The organism is Sphingomonas sp. BL2, from assembly GCF_056680015.1.
Genome location: NZ_JBWXPL010000002.1, coordinates 26,030 through 51,767 on the forward strand (window position 1 = coordinate 26,030; position 25,738 = coordinate 51,767).

General features: G+C 60.8%; 25 protein-coding genes and 1 pseudogene. 18 read left to right on the forward strand and 8 right to left on the reverse strand.

Annotated features, from left to right (window positions below; all coding sequences use genetic code 11):
* Window positions 1–96: 96 nt before the first annotated feature.
* A complete protein-coding gene (gmd, locus tag AC1ME3_RS18580; RefSeq protein ID WP_480955914.1) occupies window positions 97–1,224 on the forward strand; it encodes a GDP-mannose 4,6-dehydratase in 1,128 nt (375 codons plus the stop codon).
* Window positions 1,225–1,238: 14 nt separating this feature from the next.
* Window positions 1,239–2,180, forward strand: coding sequence for a GDP-L-fucose synthase (fcl, locus tag AC1ME3_RS18585; protein ID WP_480955915.1), 942 nt, complete (start codon window positions 1,239–1,241; stop codon window positions 2,178–2,180).
* A gap of 858 nt (window positions 2,181–3,038) precedes the next feature.
* On the opposite strand, the gene AC1ME3_RS18590 is transcribed toward fcl, so the two are convergent.
* Both AC1ME3_RS18590 and AC1ME3_RS18595 read right to left on the reverse strand, forming a co-directional pair.
* A complete protein-coding gene (locus tag AC1ME3_RS18590; protein WP_480955916.1) occupies window positions 3,039–4,052 on the reverse strand; it encodes a GDP-mannose 4,6-dehydratase in 1,014 nt (337 codons plus the stop codon).
* Window positions 4,053–4,343: 291 nt separating this feature from the next.
* The gene (locus tag AC1ME3_RS18595; protein WP_480955917.1) at window positions 4,344–5,483 is read right to left on the reverse strand and encodes a DUF1176 domain-containing protein; all 1,140 of its coding nucleotides are present in this window, start codon (window positions 5,481–5,483) and stop codon (window positions 4,344–4,346) included.
* Between the two features lie 70 nt (window positions 5,484–5,553).
* Between AC1ME3_RS18595 and AC1ME3_RS18600 the strand changes: the two genes are divergently transcribed.
* Window positions 5,554–6,423, forward strand: a complete 870-nt coding sequence (locus AC1ME3_RS18600; protein ID WP_480955918.1) for a 3-hydroxyacyl-CoA dehydrogenase NAD-binding domain-containing protein — start codon at window positions 5,554–5,556, stop codon at window positions 6,421–6,423.
* Between the two features lie 648 nt (window positions 6,424–7,071).
* Window positions 7,072–10,149 carry a TonB-dependent receptor domain-containing protein gene (locus AC1ME3_RS18605; protein ID WP_480955919.1) on the forward strand — a complete coding sequence of 1,026 codons (3,078 nt, stop codon included), beginning with the start codon at window positions 7,072–7,074 and terminating at the stop codon, window positions 10,147–10,149.
* A 269-nt stretch (window positions 10,150–10,418) separates the two neighbouring features.
* On the opposite strand, the gene AC1ME3_RS18610 is transcribed toward AC1ME3_RS18605, so the two are convergent.
* The 3 genes and pseudogenes from AC1ME3_RS18610 to AC1ME3_RS18620 form a co-directional block, all read right to left on the reverse strand.
* Entirely contained in the window at window positions 10,419–10,736 is a 318-nt protein-coding gene (locus AC1ME3_RS18610; RefSeq protein ID WP_480955920.1) for a hypothetical protein, read from the reverse strand.
* Entirely contained in the window at window positions 10,736–10,870 is a 135-nt protein-coding gene (locus tag AC1ME3_RS18615; protein ID WP_480955921.1) for a hypothetical protein, read from the reverse strand. The genes AC1ME3_RS18610 and AC1ME3_RS18615 overlap by 1 nt, the downstream gene beginning before the upstream one ends.
* A 199-nt stretch (window positions 10,871–11,069) precedes the next feature.
* Window positions 11,070–11,384, reverse strand: a pseudogene (locus tag AC1ME3_RS18620) (transposase); the annotation flags it as partial.
* Between the two features lie 344 nt (window positions 11,385–11,728).
* Here AC1ME3_RS18620 and AC1ME3_RS18625 point away from each other — a divergent pair.
* Window positions 11,729–11,977 carry a helix-turn-helix domain-containing protein gene (locus tag AC1ME3_RS18625; protein WP_426283620.1) on the forward strand — a complete coding sequence of 83 codons (249 nt, stop codon included), beginning with the start codon at window positions 11,729–11,731 and terminating at the stop codon, window positions 11,975–11,977.
* Between the two features lie 35 nt (window positions 11,978–12,012).
* Here the strand turns inward: AC1ME3_RS18625 and AC1ME3_RS18630 are convergent, their stop codons facing one another.
* Window positions 12,013–13,023, reverse strand: coding sequence for a LysR family transcriptional regulator (locus tag AC1ME3_RS18630; protein ID WP_480955922.1), 1,011 nt, complete (start codon window positions 13,021–13,023; stop codon window positions 12,013–12,015).
* Between the two features lie 244 nt (window positions 13,024–13,267).
* Between AC1ME3_RS18630 and AC1ME3_RS18635 the strand changes: the two genes are divergently transcribed.
* On the forward strand, window positions 13,268–14,329 hold the full coding sequence (locus tag AC1ME3_RS18635) for a GNAT family N-acetyltransferase (protein ID WP_480955923.1): 1,062 nt from the start codon (window positions 13,268–13,270) through the stop codon (window positions 14,327–14,329).
* Between the two features lie 191 nt (window positions 14,330–14,520).
* On the opposite strand, the gene AC1ME3_RS18640 is transcribed toward AC1ME3_RS18635, so the two are convergent.
* Entirely contained in the window at window positions 14,521–15,162 is a 642-nt protein-coding gene (locus AC1ME3_RS18640) for a recombinase family protein (RefSeq protein WP_480955924.1), read from the reverse strand.
* 244 nt (window positions 15,163–15,406) lie between these two features.
* Between AC1ME3_RS18640 and AC1ME3_RS18645 the strand changes: the two genes are divergently transcribed.
* The 3 genes from AC1ME3_RS18645 to AC1ME3_RS18655 are packed head-to-tail and all read left to right on the forward strand — an operon-like array spanning window position 15,407 to window position 17,153.
* Complete coding sequence (locus AC1ME3_RS18645; RefSeq protein ID WP_480955925.1) at window positions 15,407–16,207, forward strand: lysozyme family protein; 801 nt, start codon at window positions 15,407–15,409, stop codon at window positions 16,205–16,207.
* The gene (locus tag AC1ME3_RS18650) at window positions 16,204–16,557 is read left to right on the forward strand and encodes a hypothetical protein (RefSeq protein WP_480955926.1); all 354 of its coding nucleotides are present in this window, start codon (window positions 16,204–16,206) and stop codon (window positions 16,555–16,557) included. Before AC1ME3_RS18645 ends, AC1ME3_RS18650 begins: the two co-directional genes overlap by 4 nt.
* The gene (locus AC1ME3_RS18655; protein WP_480955927.1) at window positions 16,554–17,153 is read left to right on the forward strand and encodes a lytic transglycosylase domain-containing protein; all 600 of its coding nucleotides are present in this window, start codon (window positions 16,554–16,556) and stop codon (window positions 17,151–17,153) included. Before AC1ME3_RS18650 ends, AC1ME3_RS18655 begins: the two co-directional genes overlap by 4 nt.
* Here the strand turns inward: AC1ME3_RS18655 and AC1ME3_RS18660 are convergent.
* Window positions 17,117–17,416, reverse strand: a complete 300-nt coding sequence (locus AC1ME3_RS18660) for a hypothetical protein (protein WP_480955928.1) — start codon at window positions 17,414–17,416, stop codon at window positions 17,117–17,119. The two genes, AC1ME3_RS18655 and AC1ME3_RS18660, sit on opposite strands and share 37 nt — an antisense overlap.
* Here AC1ME3_RS18660 and AC1ME3_RS18665 point away from each other — a divergent pair.
* From AC1ME3_RS18665 to AC1ME3_RS18705, 9 genes are all read left to right on the forward strand, one after another.
* A complete protein-coding gene (locus tag AC1ME3_RS18665) occupies window positions 17,399–18,460 on the forward strand; it encodes an LPD7 domain-containing protein (RefSeq protein ID WP_480955929.1) in 1,062 nt (353 codons plus the stop codon). The genes AC1ME3_RS18660 and AC1ME3_RS18665 overlap by 18 nt on opposite strands.
* 21 nt (window positions 18,461–18,481) lie before the next feature.
* Window positions 18,482–18,808 (forward strand): TrbC/VirB2 family protein, encoded by a 327-nt coding sequence (locus AC1ME3_RS18670; RefSeq protein WP_426283629.1) that lies wholly within the window; start codon window positions 18,482–18,484, stop codon window positions 18,806–18,808.
* 1 nt (window position 18,809) lies between these two features.
* Window positions 18,810–19,145 carry a VirB3 family type IV secretion system protein gene (locus AC1ME3_RS18675; protein WP_107955824.1) on the forward strand — a complete coding sequence of 112 codons (336 nt, stop codon included), beginning with the start codon at window positions 18,810–18,812 and terminating at the stop codon, window positions 19,143–19,145.
* On the forward strand, window positions 19,138–21,504 hold the full coding sequence (locus AC1ME3_RS18680) for a VirB4 family type IV secretion/conjugal transfer ATPase (protein ID WP_480955930.1): 2,367 nt from the start codon (window positions 19,138–19,140) through the stop codon (window positions 21,502–21,504). The genes AC1ME3_RS18675 and AC1ME3_RS18680 overlap by 8 nt, the downstream gene beginning before the upstream one ends.
* A 1-nt stretch (window position 21,505) precedes the next feature.
* Window positions 21,506–22,228 (forward strand): TrbJ/VirB5 family protein, encoded by a 723-nt coding sequence (locus AC1ME3_RS18685; protein ID WP_480955931.1) that lies wholly within the window; start codon window positions 21,506–21,508, stop codon window positions 22,226–22,228.
* Window positions 22,229–22,230: 2 nt separating this feature from the next.
* Window positions 22,231–22,464, forward strand: a complete 234-nt coding sequence (locus AC1ME3_RS18690; RefSeq protein ID WP_480955932.1) for an EexN family lipoprotein — start codon at window positions 22,231–22,233, stop codon at window positions 22,462–22,464.
* 60 nt (window positions 22,465–22,524) lie between these two features.
* Window positions 22,525–23,556 carry a TrbL/VirB6 family protein gene (locus AC1ME3_RS18695; protein WP_480956092.1) on the forward strand — a complete coding sequence of 344 codons (1,032 nt, stop codon included), beginning with the start codon at window positions 22,525–22,527 and terminating at the stop codon, window positions 23,554–23,556.
* A 494-nt stretch (window positions 23,557–24,050) separates the two neighbouring features.
* On the forward strand, window positions 24,051–24,728 hold the full coding sequence (locus AC1ME3_RS18700; RefSeq protein ID WP_480955933.1) for a VirB8 family type IV secretion system protein: 678 nt from the start codon (window positions 24,051–24,053) through the stop codon (window positions 24,726–24,728).
* 1 nt (window position 24,729) lies between these two features.
* Window positions 24,730–25,737 carry a TrbG/VirB9 family P-type conjugative transfer protein gene (locus AC1ME3_RS18705; protein ID WP_480955934.1) on the forward strand — a complete coding sequence of 336 codons (1,008 nt, stop codon included), beginning with the start codon at window positions 24,730–24,732 and terminating at the stop codon, window positions 25,735–25,737.
* Window position 25,738: the final 1 nt, after the last annotated feature.

Sequence of the window (25,738 nt, forward strand, 5' to 3'; positions counted from 1 at the left end):
TTCAATAGATTTTCTGTTAATAAGCAAGATTTATATTATCATATTGAACACGACATCGGTCTTGATGTCATAATTATTTATACGAAGGAATTTAAATTGAGCAGCAAGAAAGTAGCTCTTATTACGGGCGTCACAGGGCAGGACGGGTCCTACCTAGCTGAGTTTTTGCTCGAAAAGGGCTACGAGGTTCACGGCATCAAACGCCGGGCCTCGCTTCTCAACACGCAGCGCATCGATCACATCTACCAGGATCCACACGCGCCGCAGCCCAACCTGAAGCTGCATTATGGCGATCTGTCGGATACCTCGAACCTCACGCGCATCCTGAGCGAGGTGAAGCCGGACGAGGTCTACAACCTCGGCGCACAGAGCCATGTGGCGGTCAGCTTCGAAGCGCCTGAATATACCGCCGACGTAGACGGCCTCGGCACGCTCCGTCTGCTCGAGGCGATCCGCTTCCTCGGGATGGAAAAGAAGACGCGCTTCTACCAGGCCTCGACGTCTGAGCTCTACGGCTTGGTCCAGGAGACCCCGCAGAAGGAGACGACGCCGTTCTATCCGCGCTCGCCTTATGCGGTTGCCAAGCTCTATGCGTACTGGATCACGGTCAACTACCGCGAGGCGTACGGCATGTATGCCTGCAATGGCGTGCTGTTCAACCATGAGAGCCCGCGTCGCGGCGAGACGTTCGTGACCCGCAAGATCACCCGCGGCCTCGCCAACATTGCGCAGGGCCTCGAGACGGGCCTGTTCATGGGCAATATCGACTCCTTGCGCGACTGGGGCCATGCCAAGGACTATGTCCGCATGCAGTGGATGATGCTCCAGCAGGAGCAGGCCGAGGATTTCGTAATCGCCACCGGCGTGCAATATTCGGTGCGCGAGTTCATCACCTGGTCGGCTGCGCACCTCGGCATCACGCTGCGGTTTGAAGGCGAAGGCGTCGACGAGGTCGGCATCGTCGACAAGGTTGAAGGCGACGATGCACCGGCGGTCAAGGCTGGCGACATCCTCGTTCGTATCGATCCACGCTACTTCCGCCCGGCCGAAGTCGAGACGCTGCTCGGCGACCCGACCAGGGCGAAGGACCGGCTTGGCTGGGTCCCTGAGATCAGCGTGCAGGAGATGTGCCAGGAAATGGTCGCTGCCGACCTTCACACGGCCAAGCGTCATGCCCTTCTCAAGACCCATGGCTACGATCTTCCCGTTTCGGTCGAAGGCTGATGGAGCAACATCCGATGCGCATCTATGTGGCTGGCCATCGCGGGATGGTCGGTGGAGCGATCTCGCGCAAACTGCGCGAGCGCGGCGCCGAGGTGATCACGCGCACCCACGCCGAACTCGACCTGACCGACCAGGCCGCGGTGCGGGCTTTCTTTGCAAGCGAGAAGCCTGACGGCGTGGTGCTGGCGGCTGCCAAGGTGGGCGGCATTCACGCCAACAACACCTACCCCGCCGACTTCATCTACGAGAACCTCATGATTGAGGCCAACGTGATCCATCAGGCTTACGTCGCCGGCGTGCAGCGCCTGCTGTTCCTCGGCTCCTCGTGCATCTACCCGCGTGCGGTCGAACAGCCGATGCGCGAAGACGCACTGCTGACCGGCGTCCTTGAGCCGACCAATGAGCCGTATGCGGTTGCCAAGATCGCCGGCATCAAGCTGTGCGAAAGCTATAACCGCCAGTATGGCACCGACTACCGTAGCGTGATGCCGACCAACCTCTATGGCCCGGGTGACAATTTTCACCCGGAAAACAGCCACGTGATGCCGGCGTTGATCCGCCGCTTCCATGAAGCGGCTGCCAACGGCGCTGAAGAGGTCGTGATCTGGGGTACGGGCACCCCGTACCGGGAATTTCTCCATGTCGACGACATGGCCGAGGCCTCGCTATTCGTGTTCGATCTCGACAAGAAAACATACGAAGCGAACACAGAACCGATGCTCAGCCACATCAATGTGGGCTACGGCGAGGACATAACCATCGCCGAGCTCGCGCACCTCGTCGCAGACGTTACGGGCTTTACCGGGCGGGTCAGTTTCGACACCTCGAAGCCGGATGGCACAATGCGTAAGCTCATGGACTCAAGCCGACTAAATGCCATGGGATGGAAACCCTCTGTTTCCTTAATCAATGGCGTTCGGGAGACCTACGCTTGGTTTATCGACAATGCTAAGTAAACTATTCAACTGACATTATAGGGTGCGGCAGGCTGAAACTGCCCACCCCGTTACTTGATTCGTTCGGTACAACACACATAGTTTGTTAGCCTGGCATTCGCCCCGCCCGACGCGAACCAGCGCCATTACATTCATCGACGCGGTGGCGAACTCTGCACCGTCAGGCCAATAGACGCGCCTTCGCTGCAATAGAGGATCGCGAGGGCGTCCACCGCTTCGACAAGCCAGCCTATTCCGTAACGATTGACGCCTGACAGAGCAGATGGATCGTCCTAAATATGGGGTATGCGCTATCCCCTAAAAGCATTTTGGCCGTTCACCGTTCTCGTAACGGTCACGGCTTGCAACCCCGTTCAGAAGCCCCCATCCGCAAAACAGGCTTCTGACCAAGACCCGATCGTGCAGGATCTCGACAAATTCGAAGCTTCGGTTCGTATAGCCGCGGCAAATAAGCGTATCAACGAACTTGAGCGGAAAGTTGGCGAACTACAGGCTACGCCTGAAAAGTTAAATCTAGATCTTTTAAACCAACGGGTTACATTACTAGAAGTTAAAGATAATGAGGCGCGAGCATTATTATCCGAAACACCATCAACAAATGATAAGAATGTTAGTTCTCGGCCTACTAGCAGCGCTACGCGGCCAGGCTCTATTGTTCAGAAGTCGCCAACAAGATCATCGTCATTTAAGTTGCCAGATTTAGAACACAGACCTCGCTTAGCAACGCCAGGAGAGACAAAGGCTTTTTCGTCGGGTAAGTAATTTACTACAACTATTTAGGCGCCTAATTGAGCAAAACTCCCGCCACGGCTTTACCGTCTTCGACGAGGGCGCCGGCACGCATTACTATTTCAGCCTTTACTTGACCAATCCATAATAGTTGCGATACCAGTTCACGAAGCATGGCACCCCCTCAGCGATGCTGGTGCGTGGTTCATACCCCAGATCGCGCTGAATCGCGCCGATATCTGCATAGGTGTCGCGCACGTCACCCGGCTGCATTGGCAGCATCCGGCGCTCAGCTCTACGACCACACGCCTGCTCGATCAGCGCGATCATCTCACCAAGATCCTCCGAGCGGCTGTTACCGATATTGTAGATCCGGTGCGGGCTCACGCTGCCACCCGCCTTGATCGCACCGTCGTCGATAGGCGGATTGTCGAGGCACGCAATGACGCCGGCAACGATGTCGTCGATATACGTAAAGTCGCGCCGCATCCGCCCTTCGCCGAACACTTTGATCGGCTGGCCATCGAGAATGGCCTTGGTGAACAGCCACATCGCCATGTCGGGTCGCCCCCAGGGGCCATAGACAGTGAAGAACCGCAAGCCGGTCTGCGGCAGGCGGTAGAGATGCGCGTAGGTCTCGCTCATCAGCTCGTCCGCCTTCTTGGTGGCGGCGTAGAGCGACAGGGGCTGGTCGACACGATCCTCGACGCGAAAGGGCAGAGTGTCGTTGCCACCATAGACCGAAGAGGACGACGCGTAGACGAGATGCTCGACCCGGCGGTTGCGTCCGATCTCGATCATGTTGAGGTGACCGGCAAGATTGGCCTGGAGATAGGCGCGTGGGTTCTCGATCGAATAGCGAACGCCGGCCTGCGCGCCGAGATGGACGATGCGGTCGAAATGCTCGCCGTCGAGCGCACCATCGAGCGCGACGTGATCAGAAAAATCGACGTGCTTGAAGGTGAAGGCCCCGTTCGAATTGACGGCATCCTTGTCAAGCTCGGCCAGCCGCGCATGCTTGAGCGTAACGTCGTAATAGTCGTTGAGGCTGTCGATACCGAGGACCGTGTCGCCGCGGGCAAGCAGGTGGCGACTGACATGGAAGCCGATGAACCCGGCCGCGCCGGTAACGAGAACGCGCATAAGGTGTCTCCCTGTATCGTCCGGGCCTTACGAAAGGACCGTGTTGCCCGGCAAGGAGCATCGACAGCATGCCGAGCAAACGATCCGTTTGGTCAGCCTTTGCCTTGAAGGCGTGAGGGCAATGCTCAGGCCTTGCCGTATAATGTCTCGATAAAAATTTGCCCCAGTCCGAGACGCGAAAAACCCGCCTGCCAAAGAGCGACGTATACCGTGCCACTTCCGGGTTTGTTGTCGACGCGGTCGGGCCGTTTGCCGACGCCCAACCCCGCCCCTTCTTTAAAGGGAGGGCGGCTAACGGATAACCTTGCCACGCCAGGTGGTGATGTAGTCGATGTTACCGCGGCATTCGCCCATGTCGGCCTGCTCGGAGAGGCGGAAGCGCGTGGCGTCCCAGACGAAGCTCTGGTGCGATCCGCAGTCACCCAAGCCGCGGCCCTTGGCATAACTTGTGAGGACGCCGTCTTTGAACTCGCCGTTGATGACGCTTTTCACAGAGGTGCCGGTGTCGGCCCCAGTTGCTTCGAAGCCCGAACGGGCATCGAGTTGGGCGGGGGTGATCCTGGTGCCGTCGACGATGAAGAGCGCGCCGATCAGATTGTAAGCGCCGGTCGAGCAAGGAAGAATGACCAGTGACTTGCCACCGCCGAGGGCATACGTTTCGGGGGTAGTGATCGACTCACCAGCGCCGTCGGGAAAGCTGCCAAGATCGCAGGTAGCGCGCTTGCGCATCGTTGCGACTTGGGCAGCAGTCAGCTTTGCGGGGGTACCGGAGGGGGCGATCGCGGTGATGATCGGCAGCGGCGGTGTGGGCGCGCTCGACGGCACAGCGCCCTTGGCGACGATCGCATCGATGCTGCCGGCGCGGCCTTGTTGCGCATCGATGTAGCGGAGCGCAGCGGCTGCGCCTTTCAGCGAAAGGGTGGCCAGCGTGCCACCCTTCACGTCGAGGATTTTTAGCGATTGGCCATTGGCGATAGCTGCGGTGAGCGCGGTAGCGTCGTGCAGGGCTATACGCTTGCCGTCGGCCGCAAAACTGACGGGCGGGCGCTTGGTGGCCTCAACGTCGTTGCTGGTTTCCAGCGCCAACGAAATCTTGCCGCCGCCACCCGCCACGGGGCCGGGCTCACGCGACAGGTTGAGTGTAATCATGTCTTCACCGCCCATCTCGGGAAGAAGCGAGCCGAGCGTACAGTGCAGTGTGTTGTCGCAGCCGACGGTCCAGTCGGTGAACGTCTTCAGCTCGCCTGGTTTTGGACGCGTATGGGAGTCGGCCGTGGGTCCTGGCTGGGATACTGCTGTCGTGACAGCAACTGACTCAGCTTTTGGTGCCGTCTCGGCCTTGGGCTGAGGTGCGGGCTGGCTTGCCGAACAGGCTGCGATCGGCAGCACAACGAGGGGCACGAGAGCGGAAAAGATCGGTTTGCACAGCATAGTTGCAGCCTAGCGGTCTGGCAGCGTGAGGAAAAGCAGCTAGGGAGGGGCAACAAATCAGGAGAGTGATGTGCAGACGATCGGCGTGATTGGTGCAGGGCAGATGGGCGCGGGGATCGCGCAGGTATCGGCGCAGGCGGGGTACCGCGTGCTGTTGGCGGACGTGTCGCTGGACGCGGCCAGCAAGGGCAAGGCGGGGATTGCCAAGGCGCTCGCGCGGCTGGTCGAGAAGGAGAAGATCGCCGGCGACGCGCGCGATGCAGCCCTTACGCTGATCGAGCCGGTCGCAAGCGTGGCAGACATGGGCGACTGTGCGATCGTCGTCGAGGCGGCGACCGAGCGCGAGGGCGTCAAGCGCGCGATCTTCACCGAGGTCGGCAACGTACTGGGAGCGGACGCAATCCTGGCGTCGAACACGTCGTCGATCCCGATCACCCGGCTGGCGCAGGCGGCCCCCGATCCGGCGCGGTTCATGGGCGTGCATTTCTTCAACCCGGTGCCTGTGATGCGGCCGATCGAGCTGATTCGGGGTCTCGCGACGTCAGATGCCACGGTAGCGGCGGTCGAGGCGTTTGCGGAGAAGCTCGGCAAGCAGGTCGTGCATGCGAACGATGCGCCGGGATTCATCGTCAACCGCGTGCTGATGCCGATGATCAATGAGGCGTGCTTCGCGCTGGGCGAAGGCGTGGCAAGCGTGCGTGACATCGATCTGGCGTGCCAGCTCGGGCTGAACCATCCGATGGGGCCACTGACGCTGGCAGACTTTATCGGGCTCGACACGTGCCTTGAGATCACGCGCGTGTTGTTCGAGGGAACGGGCGATCCCAAGTTCCGGCCGGCGCCGCTACTGGTGAAGTATGTCGAGGCCGGGTGGTTCGGGCGCAAGACAAAACGCGGCTTCTACGATTATTCGGGCGCGGAACCTGTGCCAACCCGGTAATCCATCGCAGGCACCCTGTATCCGGCGGGTGAACCCCATCCGCCATACGATCCAAACTCATGTCCCAGGCCGTGATGCAGCCTGGGACGTGCGGTCGACGATCAGGTTTTGATGCGACCCCATGGCAATGACGGCTCGGTCGACCGGATCGGCGGTGTGGACCAGCTACGGCGACTTTAGCCGATGATGATGGGCGGAGTGTGGCACCGCTGCTGACGTTGCACCCGCCTCCCCTCGGCTCCACTGCTACAAAATTCAGTAATGGCAGCGAGTTGCAGCAACGACACGACTAGGTCGCTTACGGTTCGGACGGACTGCCACCTAAAACAGTACGTCCGGAATAAAATGCAGTCTTTGATACCTATTGCAACAAGCAAAATACAAAGCGCCATACCACCTGTTAATTATCAAGATATTGGTATTGTTTTGATATTGCAGACGTGACAGCATGTGCCTGTCCGAGGGTCCGGATGGTACTGCCGAACAGTGTCGACAAGATCACGGGGCAAAAGATCCCAATGAACGAGCGACAGAATGTTCACCGATTGCTTCCGAACAGGGTCGGCAGCATTGGATATCGCGCGGCATCATCCATGCGACCCGATCGGCAGCACAGGGGGTGATCGAATGGTGTTGTTCAAGGGGTTGATGACCACGACATGTTGCGTGGCCGCGTTGGTCGCGTTGCCGGCTCAGGCCAAGGCCCAGTCGTCGGGGACGTCGAATACAGGTGCGAGTGACGTCACGCAGGACGGCCAAGCCGCAATTGGTGATCCCGTTGCCTCCGCCAAGCTAGCTGCAGACACGGCACGCACCGGAGAACGCGAAGGGTCGGACATCGTCGTGACCGGCACGCGCATCACGCGCCCGAACAACCGGTCCGCCGCGCCGATCGTAACCACGACCGCTGCAGAAATTGCAGCGCAAGGCGCGACGACGATTGAGGAGGTGCTGAACCGCCTGCCACAGGTCCAGGTGAACTCGGAACAGAATTTCAGCGATTCCGAAGGTCGTCAGCGGATCAAGCTGCGCAGCTTAGGCTATGAGAGGACGCTGACGCTGATCGACGGCCTACGGGTCGGACTTGCCAACACGGTCGACGTCGGCATCATCCCCAACGCGCTGGTCGAGCGTATCGACGTGCTGACAGGTGGTGCCTCGTCGGTCTACGGTTCGGACGCGGTATCAGGCGTCGTCAACTTCGTCCTGAAGAAGAACTTCGAGGGCATCCGGGTCGACGCGAACTACAGCTTCTTCAATCACGACAACGACAGCAATGCCGTCACAGACGCAGCGGGTCGCGCGGGGTTCAACGCCAAGCGCGGACTGACCAACGATGGCGGACGCTCCGACGTGAGCCTCGCGGCAGGCGCAAACCTGTTCCACGACCGGGTGAACATCACCGGCTTCGTCAATTATCGCCAGTCCAATCCAGTCGAGCTGGTCGATCGGTCCTACTCAGTCTGCGAAGCGGTGCAGCCGACCAATACCTCGCCGCTCGGCTGTTCGCGCGCCAGCTTTACGTCGGCAGGCACGATCATCCCGCAGTCGGGGCCGCGCGCCGGGCAGATCCTGGTCAACAATCCCAACGGCAACGGCACGTTCATTCCGATCAACAGCGGACCACCGGGGACGTCGGCCAACCCTTATGACAATTGGGCGGTGCAGCGCGCGTTCAACCGCATCAACGTTGGCGGTTTCCTGACCGCGAAGATCAGCGACGACATCGAGCTTTACGGCAACGGGCTGTTCTACCGCGACAAATCCTACAATACACAGCTCAACCGCACCTTCAACTTCGGCGCGTACGGCACCGATCCGTTCCGGGTGAATTGCGACAACGCGTTCCTGTCGGGCTCGCAGGCACAGGATCTGTGCGGCGCCAATGCCGGCGTCGCCGGGCAATATGCCCCGATCGACGTACGCTATCGCTTCGACGGACTGCCGCTGGTCCAACAGCGCTTCACCAACGAAGGATACCGGATCGTCGCGGGGCTTCGCGGGCGCGGGTTCAACGACGTGTGGTCCTACGATGTTGCAGGCATGATCTCGCGCGCGCGGCTCGACACCATCGACGTGCCGTTCGCGCGCTACGACAACATCAACCGATCGCTCGACGTCGTCCGCGTCAACGGCACGCCGACCTGTCGCGCGGTCGTCAACGGCACCGATCCGTCCTGCGTGCCGTTCAACGCGTTCGCGCCGTTTAACCAGGATGCCGCGCTCAACCAGTATCTCTATGGCGGCGCGACCGGCGGGATCAGCACGCGCATCCCGCGGCTGTTGCAGTTCGTCGGCACCGTCAGCGGCGACCTGGGCAAATACGGCATAACCTCGCCGCTCGCGGAACAGGGCATCGCGATCGCCTTGGGGGCGGAATATCGCGAGGAGATGGAACGCACGATCGTCAACGAGATCTTCCAGCAGAACAACGGCGGCGAGAACCAGCGTTTCACGCAGAGCATCCTCGAGGCCAACGCCGAAATCCAGGCACCGCTGATCGAACACCGCCCGTTCGCAGAACTGTTGCAGGTCAACGCCGGCTACCGCGTGTCGCAATACAACCGGCTCGACGGCAAGTTCGATACCTGGAAGGTCGAGGGCCTCTGGGCGCCTATACCCGACATCACGCTGCGCGCGTCCTACAACAAGTCGCAGGCCGCGCCAGGCGTCAGCACCGCACAGGGTGCCGCGAACATCTTCTGGAACCAGGGATTCTATTCCGATCCTTGCGCGCCACGGATCGATCCGTCGAACCCCAACGGCGGGCGCTTGGCGCCGTCCGCAACGTTGCAGCAGTGCCGCAACACCGGGCTTCCCGACAATCTGTACGGCAGCGCCTCGCTGATATGCCCCGATGATCGGTGCACGGTGCGCGAAGGCGGATTCGAACTGAAGCCGGAAAGCGCCTATACCAAGACGTTCGGCGTCGTGCTGCGCCCGCGCTTCCTGCCCGGCCTGACGGTGTCGATCGACCGTTGGCTGATCGACCTGAAGGACCAGCTCGACTTCCTCCAGCCACAGAACATCATCGGCGAGTGCCTGGCCACCGGGAACGACTATTTCTGCCGCGGCATCGTCCGCAACCCCGGCACCGGCACGCTGTCGAGCTCGCCTGCGACCAGCCCGGCGACGGGTTGGGTGGCTCGCGGCTCAGCCAATGGCTACAAGTCGCAGTCGCACGGCTGGGATTTCCAGGGGCAGTATAACGTCGGCCTTGGCGGTGCCGGGCGGCTCGACATGAGCTTCAACGGCACGCTGATGACCCGCGTCGGTTCGCAGTCGTCGCCGACCATCGAACCGCGGAACTGCGTGGGGTATTTCGGCAACCTGTGCGGCGAAAGCATGCCGCGCTCGGCGCACCAGTTCCGCACCACCTGGACCGCACCCGACCGCTCGACCAGCCTGTCGGTCAACTGGCGTCACCGCGGCGCGATGCCACTCGACAACTATGCGCCTACGGACACCGGCATCCCGGCGCAGGACGCCAGCGCACTGCGCGATCAATATCCAGGCGTCGGCTCGTACAACTGGATCGACATCGCGCTCAGCTTCGACATCAACAAGCAGATGACGTTCCGGCTGGCTGCGAACAACGTCTTCGATCGCGATCCGCCGCTTGTCCCGGACAGCCGTTCGCGGATCGGGCTGCTCCGCGGCAACACTGTGATGGGGTATGACTTGCTCGGAAGGCAACTCGTCGCAGGCGTCTCGCTGCGGCTGTAACAACAGCAGGTGCCTGATACTGGGGTCCGGATCCATCTCGATCAGGATCCCAGACTATATTCAATCTTTCACTGTGGCACTCACCGGCTACGCGCATCGGCGCGACGCGTAGGCGCATTGCGGGTTGTAGCAGCGAAGACTCCGGAAAACAGCGATAGCCGCGTTCATCAGCTCATCCCAGCAGCGCGAGTAGCACCAAGGCCGGCGCCAAGGCATGGCCTGCGTCACGATGTAATGGCCGGGACGGATGCTTATAGAACGTCAGGACACTAGGTTTGTTGGCCAACGCAGCCCCAGTGCTCGAACGGGGCGATCGCCGGCAATCCGACCGGCAGCATCGTCGTCAGCTCCGGCCAGATCCTTTCGGTCTCGGTTACCGTGAACAGCCGGCTGGCATCGCCCTCGTTGACGTCAAGCGCGAGCACAAGCATCTCACCGTCACCGCGCGCTGCCAGACCAGCGACGACAGAGCCGATCGTCGAGCAGAATGCCGTGCGGTCATGACCCGAGATCGCATGTGCCAAACCGGCTTGGGAGGCTGCTTTGACAGCGTTGCACGCTGCCACCCTGGGCAACGTGTGGTGCATTAACCTAGCGAGACGCCGCGTAACGTGGCGTCGCCAACGATGATCTCCGCGACACCGGCCTCGACGATGAGGTTCATGCGACGGAGCGCGGTTTCAATCGCGTCACCAGGGGTAAGGCTATTCAGCTTGCTCAACTTTAGATAAGTCCATATTTGCGGTGTATGAAGAGGCTTTGGGTTGAAAAAGTGCAGCAAGAGGCAAAGCCTCTCCGTGGAATCGCGATAAGCTTTGTGTTCGCTGTACCATTCTGGTGTTTGTTAATGTTTCTATTATTTATCAGGTGACGTCCCATGCCCCCTGAAGGGCTTGCATCACGCGAAGGCAGACGTGTTCGATCGTCTTGCGCTCGGCAACAGTCCCGCCTTCCCGAGCGCCCCGGACAAAAAATCGTTCACCAGCGTCAACTCGCCGATCTTGGCATGCAACGTCTTTACATCAATTGCAGGCTTGGCTGGTTCACTATGGCCGTCCGACCTGAAAAACTCCTGCCGCCCCTCCCAGCAGCTGGCCGCGCCATATCGTGATCTGGTTCGGATGTACGTCGAACTGCTGCGCCAACTCGATTAGCGTCTTTTCGCTCTTCACGGCAGCCAACGCCACCTTCGCCTTGAAGGCCGGGCTGTGGTTCCAACGTGTTCGTTTCGTCACTGATCTCCTGTTCGGCGCCATGCTGGCCCCCTTCAGGCAGAAACTCCACTTAGCAGCCTGTCCAGATTTCCCGAGCCATCTGTGGCGTCCACCCCATCACCTCTCACGAAACTGACACCCAACCATGTCGACCGAGTGGCCGCAACTGATCGCGATATCCAGGAACGCTCCGCGCCATCATACGAGATTGCCTGCGCGCCATCACAGGAATCCGCATACTGACCCCGGGAGGAGCCGGCTACCCCATGGTTGGGGCCTCCTTGGATATCGGTTCGCCGTCAATTAAGATGTCACAAGATGAGCACGGACTTGTGGCCGTGATCGCTTCGGCACGAGACCTTTGAATGACGACAAGACTTCACCTGGAGGACATCATCCAGCCGGCCGCGCTTGCCTTCGGAGCGCGCGTCAAGGCGCGACGGAAGGTGCTTGGGCTTACCCAGACCGACATCTATAAGCGTACGGGGATCGGGATCGGCTACCTGTCCTCGATCGAGAGGGGCCGTGCGAACCCGACGCTGGACATGATGATAAAGCTCTCGGCAGCGTTAGGTCTGGAGATATGGGACTTATTGCGTCCTACCGACGAGTAGCCAGGGAGCTGGGCGCGATATGAGGCTAAGCGTCGTCAATTGATCTCGTCGAAGGTATCCGGGAAAATGTTGACGATGTTGGTGTCGCTAGAGTCCCGGCGAAAGGTCTTCGGATCGATATAGGTATCAGCGAAACACGGATGGATCGCCCGGTCAAAACACTCACGGAGCCATTTCACTGCCGCAAGAATGGCTGGGGATGGCTTAGCCTTGGAACGATATACGAGGCGGAGCTCCCGTCGTATGCTCAATTCCAGAGGTACGGGAGCCGCAGCACTTGTGATTTCGCTGACAAATGTCGGCAGTGCACCGATACCAACCCCCCTCGTGACCGACCAAAGCTGAGATAGCGACGAGTTGGTTCGCATCGCGATGAAGCCTTGGGGACGTTCCGTACCGATTAGGAAGTCGAGAAGTTCCGAGCGCACACCAGGACTGACATGCTCCACAACCCGATGATTTTTAAGCGAGTCCATCGTTGATGGAATGCCATGGCGCTGAATGTAGCTTTGGCTCGCATACACAGCGAAATGAATCGTGGCCAGTTTCGAGGCAATGAGATCCGCCTGCGTTGGCTGTTCATACGTCAACCAGATGTCGGCCTCGTGGGTCCGGTCGCGCTCAAGATTGTAGTCGAAATCCAAACCAATGGTCATTTCGGGGAGGACCGCCTGCAGCCTCGACATCCGCGGCGTGAGCCACAATGTTCCGATACCCTCGGTGCAAGCGATGGTGAGCTCTCCAGGCTTCACGAGAACGTCCTTGCTACTCGCTGCAAGATCCCACTCTGCGGCGTGGCCCATCGCCTCGCCAATTCTAAGGAGCTTTTCTCCGTCCTCGGCAAGCACGATCCCGTTGGCGCTGCGATGTACCAAGGTCAGACCGAGCCTTGCCTCAGTGCGCCCGATCCTCCGCCGTATCGTGTTGACCACGACCCCGTGATCCGAAGCAACCTTTCGCATGCTGCCGAGCCGCTGGATGGCCCGGAACAGCCTCACGTCGTCCCATTGCAGGTCGGCGAACTCGGCATGGTGTTCAGTGTTCACCCCTGGAACACGTGGCTCAACTTTTATGAGCCTGTCAGTCAGACGCCTTCGCAATATCACCTCCGCTACGACGCCGTTCGCATGACAGCCCCGGGGATATCGAATGTTTCAAGACGTTGGCAATCCGATAGGCTCCCAACCGACCTCTTTCTGGGATGGTTGCTTCAACGAGCGCATGGGTGCGCTCATCGCGCGTAATCACCGTCGGCAAGTCCGGCTGCAGCGGCTCCCTTCCGGTAGCACCATGAAGATGATCGATGAGGTGCGCGCGCTGCTTTCTTTGGCGGACGGCGTCCATGTTGCCCGAATGCTCGAGAAGAACCCTGATATCGTCCGATCCGTAACCGTGCCCGGGGAAGATGGGCCAGCGGGCATCTTCGCCTACCTCCCGCTCAATGCGTACGGAGCATGGGCGCTGATGACCAGCCGGTATGATGGCAGCAGGCCCGACCCGGCATGGATCTGCTCGGCAGGCGAAAAACCGTCGGCTATCGCGATCTGGCTGATCGTCGCGCCGGGGCTGTTGATCCACATGTTCGAACCCATAGCGCGGCTCTTTCGCGAACTTTGTCCGGAGGGCTGCGCCATATTCTCGTACAAAGCGACGGATGCTTCGGCGAGCATCCAACGTGCTGTCGGTTTCCGTCCGGCTCAGGAGATGTTCCCCGGGGCCTCCGCCCATTTGGTTGCGGCATGCCTGGACAATGCCGTACCGATCGATATCGCCCGGACCATCGAACGGGCACGTCGGGGGCATATGCACGTCGGCGTGGCACGCTCGATCGAGGATATGGCCAAGGTCTTCTCGGTCCGCTCCGCCACCTTCCAAGCTGAACAGTCATGCCCTTACGAGGAAGAGTTCGACGGCAACGATTTTTGTGCGACACAGCTTCTGGCTTATGTCGGTGACGATCCGGCTGCGTGCATTCGCATCCGCTATTTCGGGGATTTTGCGAAGCTCGAACGCCTTGCCATTCGCCGCGAGTATCGAAGCCGGAGCTTATCGCGGCCTTTGGTCGAAGCGGCACTCGCTCACTGTGCGCGGAAGGGCTTCCGCCGGATATACGGACATTCCCGCTCGGACCTGGTCGGATTTTGGCAGCGTCTGGGTTTTGAGGTCATCCCGGAACGCCCGCCCTTCTGGTTCTCAGACGTGGAATATGTCGAGATCGTCGCGGAGCTGACCGCGGATCCGCTCGAAATCCGGTTCGGGATAGATCCGATGATGGCGATCAGACCGGAGGGCCGTTGGGACGAGCCGGGTCCCCTCGATATGTCGCTCGTCCGTTCGTCGTTAGCGGCATGACCAGGGTGTCGAGCCGCCCTCAGGCGGAACCCACCATGGCATCGGGGGCAGAAGGGATAGCTGTGCGGGATAGCGCAGAGGTGCGATCGCGTTTTGCGGACCGAGTTCAAGCCTTGCTCGGCGAAATGGGGCTATCAAAGGACGAGCTTGCGGAGCGAAGCGCGCTGCCGTCAAGCCGGGTCGATCGCATCCTAGCCGGCAGTCTCGTCCCGGTCACTTTCCGCGACATGACTGTCATCGCCGCTGTTCTCGGGACGCCGGTTCACGCCCTTCTTCTCCCGACCAGCGCGGCGGTCGAGGTCGTATCGCTCGAGGTAGTTGAAGAGCGTCGACCGGGCGACGCCTAGCTCTTGGGCGACGTCCGTGGCGGTCGCACCTGGAGCGCTCAGTCGTTCGCGGATTTCCGGTAATTTATCGGGACCAAGCAATTGCTTGCGACCTGGGGACGACATCTCGGCAGGATGCGTCTTTATGCCGTGTAGGTGCCGGTAATGGCTGTCGAGTGCATCGAGCATCGCGTGGAGTTTATCATCGGCGCCGGGCTCGACAATAATCCGGGGCGTACAGATTTCAAAGCTGACGCCATTCTGAAGCAACTTGGCTATCGCTCGCACGAGCATGGGGGTCGCGATCGCGAGGCATGAAAGATCATGGACTTTGACGCGATCACCGGCCTCAAGGCCGATGCCCTTGCGCTCCAGCAGCTCGCTGAGCTGACTGAACGTCTTGCGGCCCGCGAGGACCTCGATGTCATCAGGGTTGAGGCATGATTGTTGGTTTTCGATCGTCGCCGAGCCCGGTGTTTGCGCGAGGAAAGCGACGCTTTTGCCCAATCTTCTGCCCTTTACGCGAAGCGCATTATCCTGAGACCGCGACGACGCTTCGCGCCGTCACGACTAAAAAAGAGATTTTCTACGCCAGGCGACCCGGATCGGCAACCGGGCGAGAGCGTGACAGCGGAAGCGATCTCAAAGTCGCAATAACCAGATACGTCATTGCCACCTTGCGATTGGTGTTGCCAAATCCGTCAGTTATGCAATAAGGATCAAATCTGTACTAAGCTTACGGAAGGCGGTCATGCTTCCAGTGGGTCTCACGGCAAAGGCGATCCAGCTCTGCGCCGCAGGGCTCGGAGGTGGTGTGACGCCGCTGCCAACGCCTTATGCGATCTCGGTACATGCAGGCGCGGCGCTGAGCCGTGAGCCCGTTACCGAAGCGGACGCAGAAGCGACTGTTCGGGATCTCATCACGTTGGGCGCGGATTTCGTGGCGGGGCCACTTGCGATTAGCGGACGCGACTTTGCGACCTACGGCGTTACGCCCGCATCAGTTTTCGATGCCTGCTCGCTCGCGCATATCGATGATGGGGCGGCTGGCACGCCAGCAAACGATGCGCCGACGGTCTCGAATGTCGCCGCGCTGGTCCGGCGCGCCTTCGACGCCCGGATCACCGACACGATCCGCCCTATGAACGCGAGCTACGGCGCGCGGTTTAGCTGGCACAAGGTCGGCCAGGCGGTCGATTTCGTGCCGGCAGGTGGCGTCAATTCGATCAACCGCGATCAAATTCGCGCGCTGATGGGACAGAGCGGGATCCACCTGATCGAGCTGCTAGGCCCGGGTGATCGCGGACACTCCAATCATTGGCACGTCGCCTTCGCGCGTCCCGGTCAAGTGATCGACCGGACACGGCCGGTCGAGGAGGATGAAGACTGGATCGTCAACGTCGCCAGCGCTGATGCGCCGGCGTCGGCACCGGTTGCGACCGATGCGCACACCGCGCCGGCCTCGGTCCTGCAAACCGCAGCAAAGGCCCCGCCACAATGGGACGTCTTCGCCAGCGCGACTTGGCGCGCTTCTCAGGGAGGTGGTTCATGATGCGACGTGTTCTGAATAAGCTGAGCGGTGCCACGGGAGCGATCACGCTGTGCGCGGGCGGTTTGGTCGCCGTCGCGGCGCCCCAACCGGCGTATGCGTCGGATTGGGGCTGCCAGGTGGTCCTGTGCCTCGCTACGCCGGGGTCGCCGACAAAGTACGCGGAGTGCGTGCCTCCGATCACGAAGCTGTGGAACGCGCTGGCGATGGGCGGCGGGTTTCCGTCCTGCACCGGGGTCGGCATAAAAACCAAGTCGGCGAAGCACGGTTATACCATGACCGTGACCCAGCCCGACGGCAGCACGTCGCGCTACTCGCTGGATACGCGCTACCAGACGGTGACGCAGCAATGATGCACGCCATTGCCGCCCTCACCGTGCTGGTGCAGCAATGCGCGTCCGAGGTCGCGACTGAAGCGGTCGTGCCGCTCATCGTTACGGAGAGTGGCGGCGACGATCTTGCGATTAACGTCGATCGTGGCCCGCGCGTGCGCGCCGGCTCTATTGCCGAGGGTGCCGCGCTGGTTCGGCGCTATGTGGCGCAGGGCTACACGGTCGATGTGGGCTTGGCGCAGATCAACTCGGCCAATTTCGCGCGGCTCGGCGTCAGCGTCGAACAGGCGTTCGATCCGTGCACGAACCTGCGTCTCGCGTCGTCGCTGCTGCAAGAGGGCTATGGTCTCGCCAGCCGCCACTACAGCGGCCTCGACGCGATTTCCGCGACCTATTCGCTGTACAACACCGGCACGCTGACGCGGGGCTTTCGCAACGGGTATGTCGGCCGCGTGTGGTCGGCCGCGAGCGGAATGGGCACGATTCAGGCCGCGCCGCCTATTCCAGGTGCGCCCGCTGTGTCGGCCGCTGCAACCAGCGCGGCCAAGCCCGCTAGTAGCGACGATAGCTGGGTGGTCGGTCAGATCGCTTCCAACTCAGTCAAGGTCTTCAAATGAGCGTGGATAATATCGTCGCACGGCCTGGGCGGGACGTGGAGCCGGAAGCCGGAGAGGCTGGCTTCAAGCTGCCACCCGATCTGGCCGAGCGGTACGACGTTCGCGTTGTCCCGGCAAAAGACCCCAACGAAGTTCGTATGGGCATGTTTCGACCCGGTGATCGCGGTGACCCGTCGATCGAGGTCTTGGGCAACGGCGATCGGATCGTTGCTCGGAAGGAGGACCCTGAAACCGTCGCGGCGCTCGTGAAGATCGCCAAGCATAACGGTTGGGAGGGTATCGACGTCGATGGATCGCCCGAGTTCAAGAAGGCCGTATGGGAGGCCGGATCACGCGAGGGGCTGACGGTCCGCGGTTATGAACCGAGCTTCGCCGAACAGGAGCGGATGGCGGATGTGCGGCGTGCCGAAGAAGCACGGCGCGAGCGCAAGGCGGCGGCAAAGCCTGTGCCTGTGGTCGAACAGGTTGCGCCGATCGCAGCAGCCGTGGCGATCGAAGCGACGGCTCCGGCGCGGTCGGCCGATGTCGGTCGGGAAGCCGTTGCGGAAGCAGCGCCAGCGCAAGGCAGCACAGAGTTGTCGGATGCCGACAGGCGTCCGCTGCTAACGCTGAGCGTCTATACCCAGGACCATAAGGCGCTCTCCGAGAGCCTCACACCGAACCTGGAACCGATGGAACGGGAGTTCCGGTACGAGCGCCTCGAAGTGAACAACGAGGCGCTTAACGGTGCGTTGGAACGTGCGCTCGAAAGCCCGACGCTGGTCAGCTCATTCTCCAAAGCGGGCTACGAGCCCGACGATCTGCGCAAGATGGCGCGCGCGGGTGAGTGGGAGGGTGAGGTCGCGGATGCGGTCTACATCGTTCGGTCGGGGCTCAATCGTCATGAGGTGGCGAAAGAGTTGGTCGCGTCGTTTGTAGAGTCGGAGCGGGCGGACGAACGGGCTGGGACGCTAATACCGTATCCGCATCAGCAGTCCGAACCGGCAATCGTTCGCGAGAAGCGGGTGCACGGCGCTGACGCCGCGCGAGACGAGAATGAGGAATTGGCGGAGCTGTTCCTGCGCGGCAACGCCGAGCGGATTGCGGCTGACCCACGCCTTGCCAATGCGGTCGAAGCGCAGGTGGCAATGGAGCAGCATATTAGCGCGGCGTTCGAAGGAGACGCGGACCGGATCATGTCCGCCAACCTCGAGAGCCGCGAATTGGTCTCGGCCGCGCTGGCGCGCGGCCTGGATGTTTCGGTGCGTGAGTCAACCCCCGTTCGGCAAGTCGAACCGATCCAAATTACCCCCGACCTCGAGAGGTAAACGCAAACCATGGAGACCCGTATGAAGTTCACTCAGCCGATGGGCCGGATGATGTCCGATCGCCGTGCTCGCCAAATTATCGGCATCGCAGGTGCGGTTGCCCTCGTTGCGATCGCGCAGCCCGCCCTCGCACAGAGCGGCGGTACGTCGATCGAGACCGGGCTCGGCACGATCAAGACGTGGATGACGACGGTAGCCTCCGTCGTCGGCGTGATTGCCGTGATGGCGGTCGGCTATGCCAAGCTGACCGGCCGGATGGACTGGGGCAAAGCGGTCACGGTGCTGATCGGTATCGGCATCATCTTCTCAGCCGCGACGATCGTCGGCTGGATGGGCGGCTCGGCATAACATGGAAGACAAGCTCGCCGAGGATAGAGTGTTCCTCGCCCTGACCAGGCCATCGGTGTTCATGGGATTGCCGCTCGAGGCGATCCTGCCGATCATCATGGTCTGCATGGTGTTCTGGGGGATATTCCATAATCCCTTCTACCCCCTGGCCTTGTTCGGGGCGCTCTACCTGCCGGCACGCGCGATCTGTCACTACGACTTCAACGCGTTCCGGCTGTGGGGCCTGTGGTTCCAGACGGGCTTTCTATCCAAGAATCGCAAGTTCTGGGGGGGCGGAAGTTACTCTCCCGTTCGCCTCGCCAAAGGCGTGAAGCGGAAGCATTTCGGCAATGACTGATTCCAAGCTGAAGCATAAGAAGATCGCGCTTCGTGAGGCGGATGATATCAAGTTCATCCCCTATACGCGACACGCCGACGACACACTGGTCGCGCTCGAAGACGGCTCGCTCATGCGCATGTACCGCGTCGATGGGCGGTCGTTCGAGACCAGCGACATTTCCGACCTCAACACATGGCATAGCAAGCTCAACATCGCGTGGCGCTCGATCGGTGATGATCGCGTGGCGATGTGGACGCATCTTGTGCGCACTGTGACCGACCCGGTTCTCGGAGGCGATTTTCACTCCGCCTTCGCGCGTCAGTTGCAGGACAGGTACGCGGAGACGCTGCGCGAGAAGGTTCTCTACCATAACGAGTTTTACGTCACGATCCTTGTGCGCCCGTCGAGCATGGCCGGCGATCAGGTGGGGCGCTTCTTCTCGAAGAAGCAGGCCGACGCACAGATCGATGATCGCGCGATGACGCTCATGGCGGACAAATGTCGCGATTTTGAATCGCTGCTTGCCGACGTCGCGCCGGAGGCGTTGTCGCTCTACGAGCATAACGGCGTCATGTTTTCCGAACCGATGGAGGTGTTGCACTTCATCCTGACGGGCGATCGCATTCGTATCCCACTGCTCAACGGCAGGCTCGGTCAAGCGCTCTATTCCTCGCGCATCGTGTTTGGCCGCGAAGCGGCCGAGATCCGCTTGCCGCACAAATCCCATTACCTCGGCATGTTCGGGGTGCGCGAATATGTCGCCAGCACGCGTAGCGGGCAGTTCAACAGCCTGCTGACGCTCGATTTCCCCTTCGTGCTGACGCAGAGTTTTGCGCCGCTGGTGAAGTCGATTGCGAGCGATCGCTTCACGAAAAAATACAAGCAGATGGTGTCGTCGGACGACGCCGGCGTCAGCCAGGCGGAGGAGCTGCTCGAGGGTGTCGACGATCTCATGGCGAACCGCTTCGCCATGGGGGAGCATCATCTATCGATTTCGGTGATCGACGAGGATCCGAAGCGGCTGCTGGAGCGCCTGTCGATCGCCCGGTCGGCCGCAGCCGATACGGGCATGGTGATGGCGCGCGAGGACGTCGCACTGGAAGCCGCCTTCTGGGCGCAGCTTCCCGGCAACTTCCGGATGCGCGCACGCCCTGCGGTCATCAACACGCGCAATTTCGCGGCGCTTAGCCCGTTCTACACCTTCCCGGCCGGTCGCAAGTCTGGGAATCACTGGGGCGATGCGGTCACGCTGCTGAAGACGCGGGCGGGCTCGTCGTTCTGGTTCAATTTCCACCGCGCCGATATCGGCCACACGCTCATCATCGGCCCAACAGGCGGTGGTAAGACGGTGCTGCAAAACTTCCTGCAAGCGCAGCTCGAAAAGACCGGCGCCAAGCAGGTCTTCTTCGACAAGGATCGCGGTGCGGAGATCTTCGTGCGCGCCTGTGGCGGCACCTACCTGGCGTTGCGTAATGGCGAGCCAACCGGCTTTGCACCGCTGAAGGGGCTGACCGCCAGCCCGCACAACATTGCGTTCCTGCGGCAGTTCATCCGCGTGCTGGTGCGCCGCGAGAACCGCCCGCTCAGCGTCGCCGAAGAGCGACTGATCGACGAGGGTATCGACGCGGTGATGCGCCTTCCGGCGCCATCGCGTTCGTTCAGCGCGCTGCGCGAGATGCTGGGCTACGCCGATGCCGAGGGCATCGGGGCGCGGCTCGAGCGCTGGTGCCTGGGCGGGCCGCTCGGCTGGGCGTTCGACGGACCGGAGGACGAGGTGTCGATGGCGGCGCAGTTCGTCGGGTTCGACATGACGGACTTCTTGGAAAACCCGGAGATCCGCACGCCGACGATGCTGTACCTGTTCCACCGTGTCGACGAGCTGCTGAACGGGCAGCGTGTCGTGGTCGACGTGGACGAGTTCTGGAAGGCGCTTGAGGATGATGCGTTCCGCGCCTTTGCGCAGGACGGCCTGAAAACCTTCCGTAAGCGCAACGCCTTCATGGTGTTTGGCACGCAGTCGCCGGCCGATGCGCTGCGCTCACCGATCGCGCACTCGATCATCGAGCAGACGGCGACCAAGATCCTCCTGCCTAACTCGGACGCCAAGCGGTCGGATTACTGCGAGGGGTTAGGCCTGACGGAGGCCGAGTACCGGCTGATCCGCGAGGATCTGACGCCGGAGAGCCGCACCTTCCTGGTCAAGCAGGGCCATACCTCGATCGTGGCGAAGCTCGATCTGGGTGGGATGCCGAACGAGTTGAAAGTGCTTTCTGGTCGCGAGGAAACCCTCGTCGCTATGGAGGAGGCCATTGCCCTGGCAGGCAACGATCCCGCGGCGTGGCTGCCGCACTTCTACGCCAACCAACGGAGAAGCTGACATGTCGCTAAAGCACATCATCATGGTTGCAGCCGCGCCGGTCGCGCTCGCTGCGTTCGCGTCGCCGGCCTCGGCCCAGGGTATCCCCGTGTTCGATACCTCGACCTACGTCCAGGCGCTCGCGCAGGTCCAGAATACGGTCAAGATGATCGACCAGGGCAAGCAGCAAATTCAGCAGGCGCAGGACTCGTTCAATTCCCTGTCGAAGCTGACCAACGTTAACAGCATCGCGCCACAGTTGCTCAACTCACAGGTCCGCAACATCCTGCCTAACACGACGATCGATGCGTCGACGCTTCTGAGCGGCGATTTGTCGAAGGTTGGCTCGCTAGGGTCGCTCGCAACCAGCATCCAGTCGCGTTACGCGCTTTCGTCCTCAGGTTCGGACGCTGACGCGGCGTATAGCCAGGCTTTGAAGGATTCGACTGGATCGGCAGCGACGATGGCGGCGCTGGGCGAGAATACGCTCAGCATCACCCAGACCCGGATGCAGGGCCTCGACCAGCTTCGGGCACAACTCGATACGGCCAAGGATCCCAAGGACGTGATGGATCTGCAAGCCCGTATCGCGGTCGAGCAGGCGCACCTGCAGAATGACATGCTGAAAATGCAGGCGATCCAGATGGCACAGGCTGGTGAGGCGAACCTCGCAATTTCGGCTGCGGAGACTGCGACCGCGCGGAATGCCTCGTCCTTCTACGACGCGAACATCTTGAGGAAGTGAAAATGCGTAAGCTCTTCATTGTACCGCTCATCTTGGCCGCGAGTGCCTGCAATCAGAATGTTCAGGTTCCCACGACCAATGAGCTGATGGCCAATCCTCAGCTCCTCAGTGAATGGCAGGCTAAATGTGACGCCGGGGAGTACAGCCACCTTCCTGCAGATCAGAAACAGAATTTCTGTTTCACCACACAGGAAGCGGCCCGGTCTGTTGCAGTCAAAAAATTCAACAGCGTTTAAATCAGGCGAGCATCCGGGAGGTACAAGGTCGGTCCGATGGATTCCACTCCAGTAAACATCATGGTCTTGTTCACGACCATGTACGGCTATGTAGAATCAGCCATCACGGGGGCCGTGGCGAGCTTCGGGTCTGGTTTGGTTAGTTTCGTCGCGGCTCCACTCGCCTTGGCGGCGACGATATACTTCTTATTGTTGGGCTTCGCTGTTTTACGTGGGGCGATACAGGCGCCCCTTCGCGAACTCGTATTTCAAGCGGGCAAAGTCGGCTTCGCACTCGCGGCCGCAAGTGCGATCGGGTACTCAGCTTTCGTAGTGAACGTGGCGACAAACCTGCCCGGCGAAATCATCGCGGCAGGTTCAGGTACACCCGTGACCAATCCTGGCAATACCTTCGACCTCTATGTCTCAGACACGGGCAAGCTGTCGAAGCGGATGCAGGCCGCAAACGCCAGAATCCAGGCGATGCCCTCACAGGGTATAACTGATTTTCGTACGCCAATCATCCAGTTGCGGTCCTCCTTGGTTACATATGGCTGCATTGGCATCCTCTATATTTTCGCTTTCCTTTCCGCCTCCGTCGGGTTCTGCATCGTCACCTTCGCAAAATTGTCGGTTGCGATCTGCGTGGCATTAGCCCCGCTAGCGTTAGCCTGCCTGCTCTTTAACTCGACTCGTTGGCTGTTCGACGGATGGCTTAAGCAGACCGCAAATTACATTCTGCTAATGGTCATAATGGCAATCATGACCAAGTTTATTACCGGTCTCCAAGAAGCGGCGATGGATGGGATCCTTGGTGCGATCGGCGACGGCACCAAGTTCGTTCACATGGAGGGTCTCTATGCTGACCTAAACATGGATCTAATGGTCGTCGCCACGATCGCGTGCGCGGCGATCTACATTGTCGGCACGATCTTCTTCTTTCAGTCGCCGGCGATTGCCGCTGGGATTGCGGGTGGCGCGTCATCTGGCGGCCACGGCTTCCTCTCAACCGGCGCCAACATGTTGTCCAACAAGCTCATGTTCCGGCGCGCGACGCAGCAGAAACAATTCATTCCAGGCAGTCCGGGCGGGTCCGCAAGTCGATCGTCGTAGATCGGCTGACCGGCCGCTCTCGATTTACCAATCACGCACACCGCTCGCGCGGCAAAGATACGAACGGAGACCGTATGAAAAGGCTGACCATCGTGGCGTTAGGCGCGGTCGCGGTTAGTGGCTGCACCGGGACTCCCATTAAACCGCCATCGGTTTGTGACGGCAAGCATCGCCGCCCAGCGAACCTGTACGGGACGATTCTGCCCAGCCTGCCAGTGCCGCTTCCGGCATCCCAGCAAGGCGTAGGTCGGTCGATGGTCGCGCCGCCAAGCAGTGCGATGACACCGGCGCCGGCTCCTGTCGTACCGTCGGATCCGGTGTTGATGCGGGATGACGCGCCCGCTTCGGCACCCACGCCTTCCCCGTCCCAGACGCCTGACACAGCACCAGTTGCGCCGATCGAGCCTGGGCGATGAATATTCCGCGACCAGCGCCAAGGATGCCCCAGCCGGGTGTCGCGCTGTCCTACTCCTCCTGCTGAAGGGATCGACGCCATGGGCGCGGTGAAGTCCGAAGATAAAGAGAAATACTTCGAGACCTCGAGGACGTGGGAATACGACCGTATGCGGGCGGCTATCCAGTCCAGCAAGATCGCTTGGGGTGTTGCCGCGGGGGCCTGCACCCTCGTCATAGCGTCGGTTGCGGCCGTAGCGATGCTAGCCCCGCTGAAGACCGTCGAGCCCTATGTCATCCGGGTCGACAAGTCGTCCGGCGAAACGCAGGTCATCACGGCCCTGAAGGGTCCGCAGCCGCGTACTTATGACGATGCTGTCAACCGCTACTTCATCTCGCAATATGTTCGGCTGCGCGAAGGCTGGCTGAACGATGCTGCGCGTGAAAACGCCTATACCGTGATGCTGATGAGCGACCAGCTCGAGGGCGCGCGTTACCTGAATGGTGTCTCGGCGAACAACAAGAACGCGCCTTCAAACATCTACGGCGACAAGGGCTTCGTCTCGATCTCGATCCGGACGATCAGCTTCCTGAGCCCAACGGTCGCGCAGGTCCGCTACACCAAGATCATCACCATCGGTCAGAACACACCGGTCGCGCAGAATTGGAACGCGATCATGACCTACCGATACACCACGGCGCCCGAGCATGAGAAGGATCGCAACATCGATCCGCTCGGCTTCCAGGTCGTCAATTATCGTTCCGACCCGGAGGCGTGAGATGCGCGATCAGTTAAACACGTCGGACGATGGCGAGCGCGTCGTCGTCCCCTTCATGCCAGAGCTTCGCAAGAAGCTGGCTGTTCGCCTGTCACCATCAACGACAGAATTGGTGGTGACAGATATCGGCTCGAAGAGCCGGTTCTGGCGCGGGGTTGGGGCGGTGTGGCAGCGCCTGATTGCGTTCTCGATCGTCGGGGCCGCTGCGGTCACGTTGATGCCACAAGCGGCATTTGCGTCGGAGACCCCTATCCCTGGCGGGAAGGACGCGCGCGTTCGCAACGTCAATTACGATCCCGACCAGGTGGTGACGATCGTCGGCAGTTTCCGCCACGCGATCGAGATCCAGTTCAGTCCCGGCGAGACGGTGACGCAGGCGGCACTCGGCGACACGGTGTCGTGGCAAATCGCCCCGGTCGGCAACGTCGTCTTCCTGAAGCCGCGTGAGAAGGCGGGCGGGACAAACCTGATCGTTATCACGAACGCGGGCGGAACGCCGCGAACCTACCATTTCAATCTGTCGCTCGGAACGGGCGATACGATGTACGGTGTCCGCTTCCGGTATCCGCGCGAGGAACACGCCATGGCGGCGCTCCAGGTGCAGCTCGCCCAGGCGCAAACCGCCAAGGCGATCGAGACGAACGTCGCCCAGGCGGCGCTCGACCATGCCGTAATCGAGGGCACTCGGAACATGAATTATATGGTGCAGGGCGACTCCGCGCTGCAACCGACCGAGATCTCCGACAATGGCGAGTTCACGGTACTGCGCTATCCAGGGCACGCCGACATTCCCTCGATCTTCGCAGTCGACGTCGACGGGACCGAGACCATCGTCCCCTACGATGTTCGCGAGGATTTCGTCGTGATCCATGCAGTCTATCGTCAGATCCGCCTTCGGCGCGGTTCGACGGTGCTGTGCGTCTACAACGAGGCTCCGCTGCGCAATGATCGCGGCGATCGCACGGGCACCGTCTCCAACGTGGTCGAACGTAAAGTGAAGGGACAGTAAC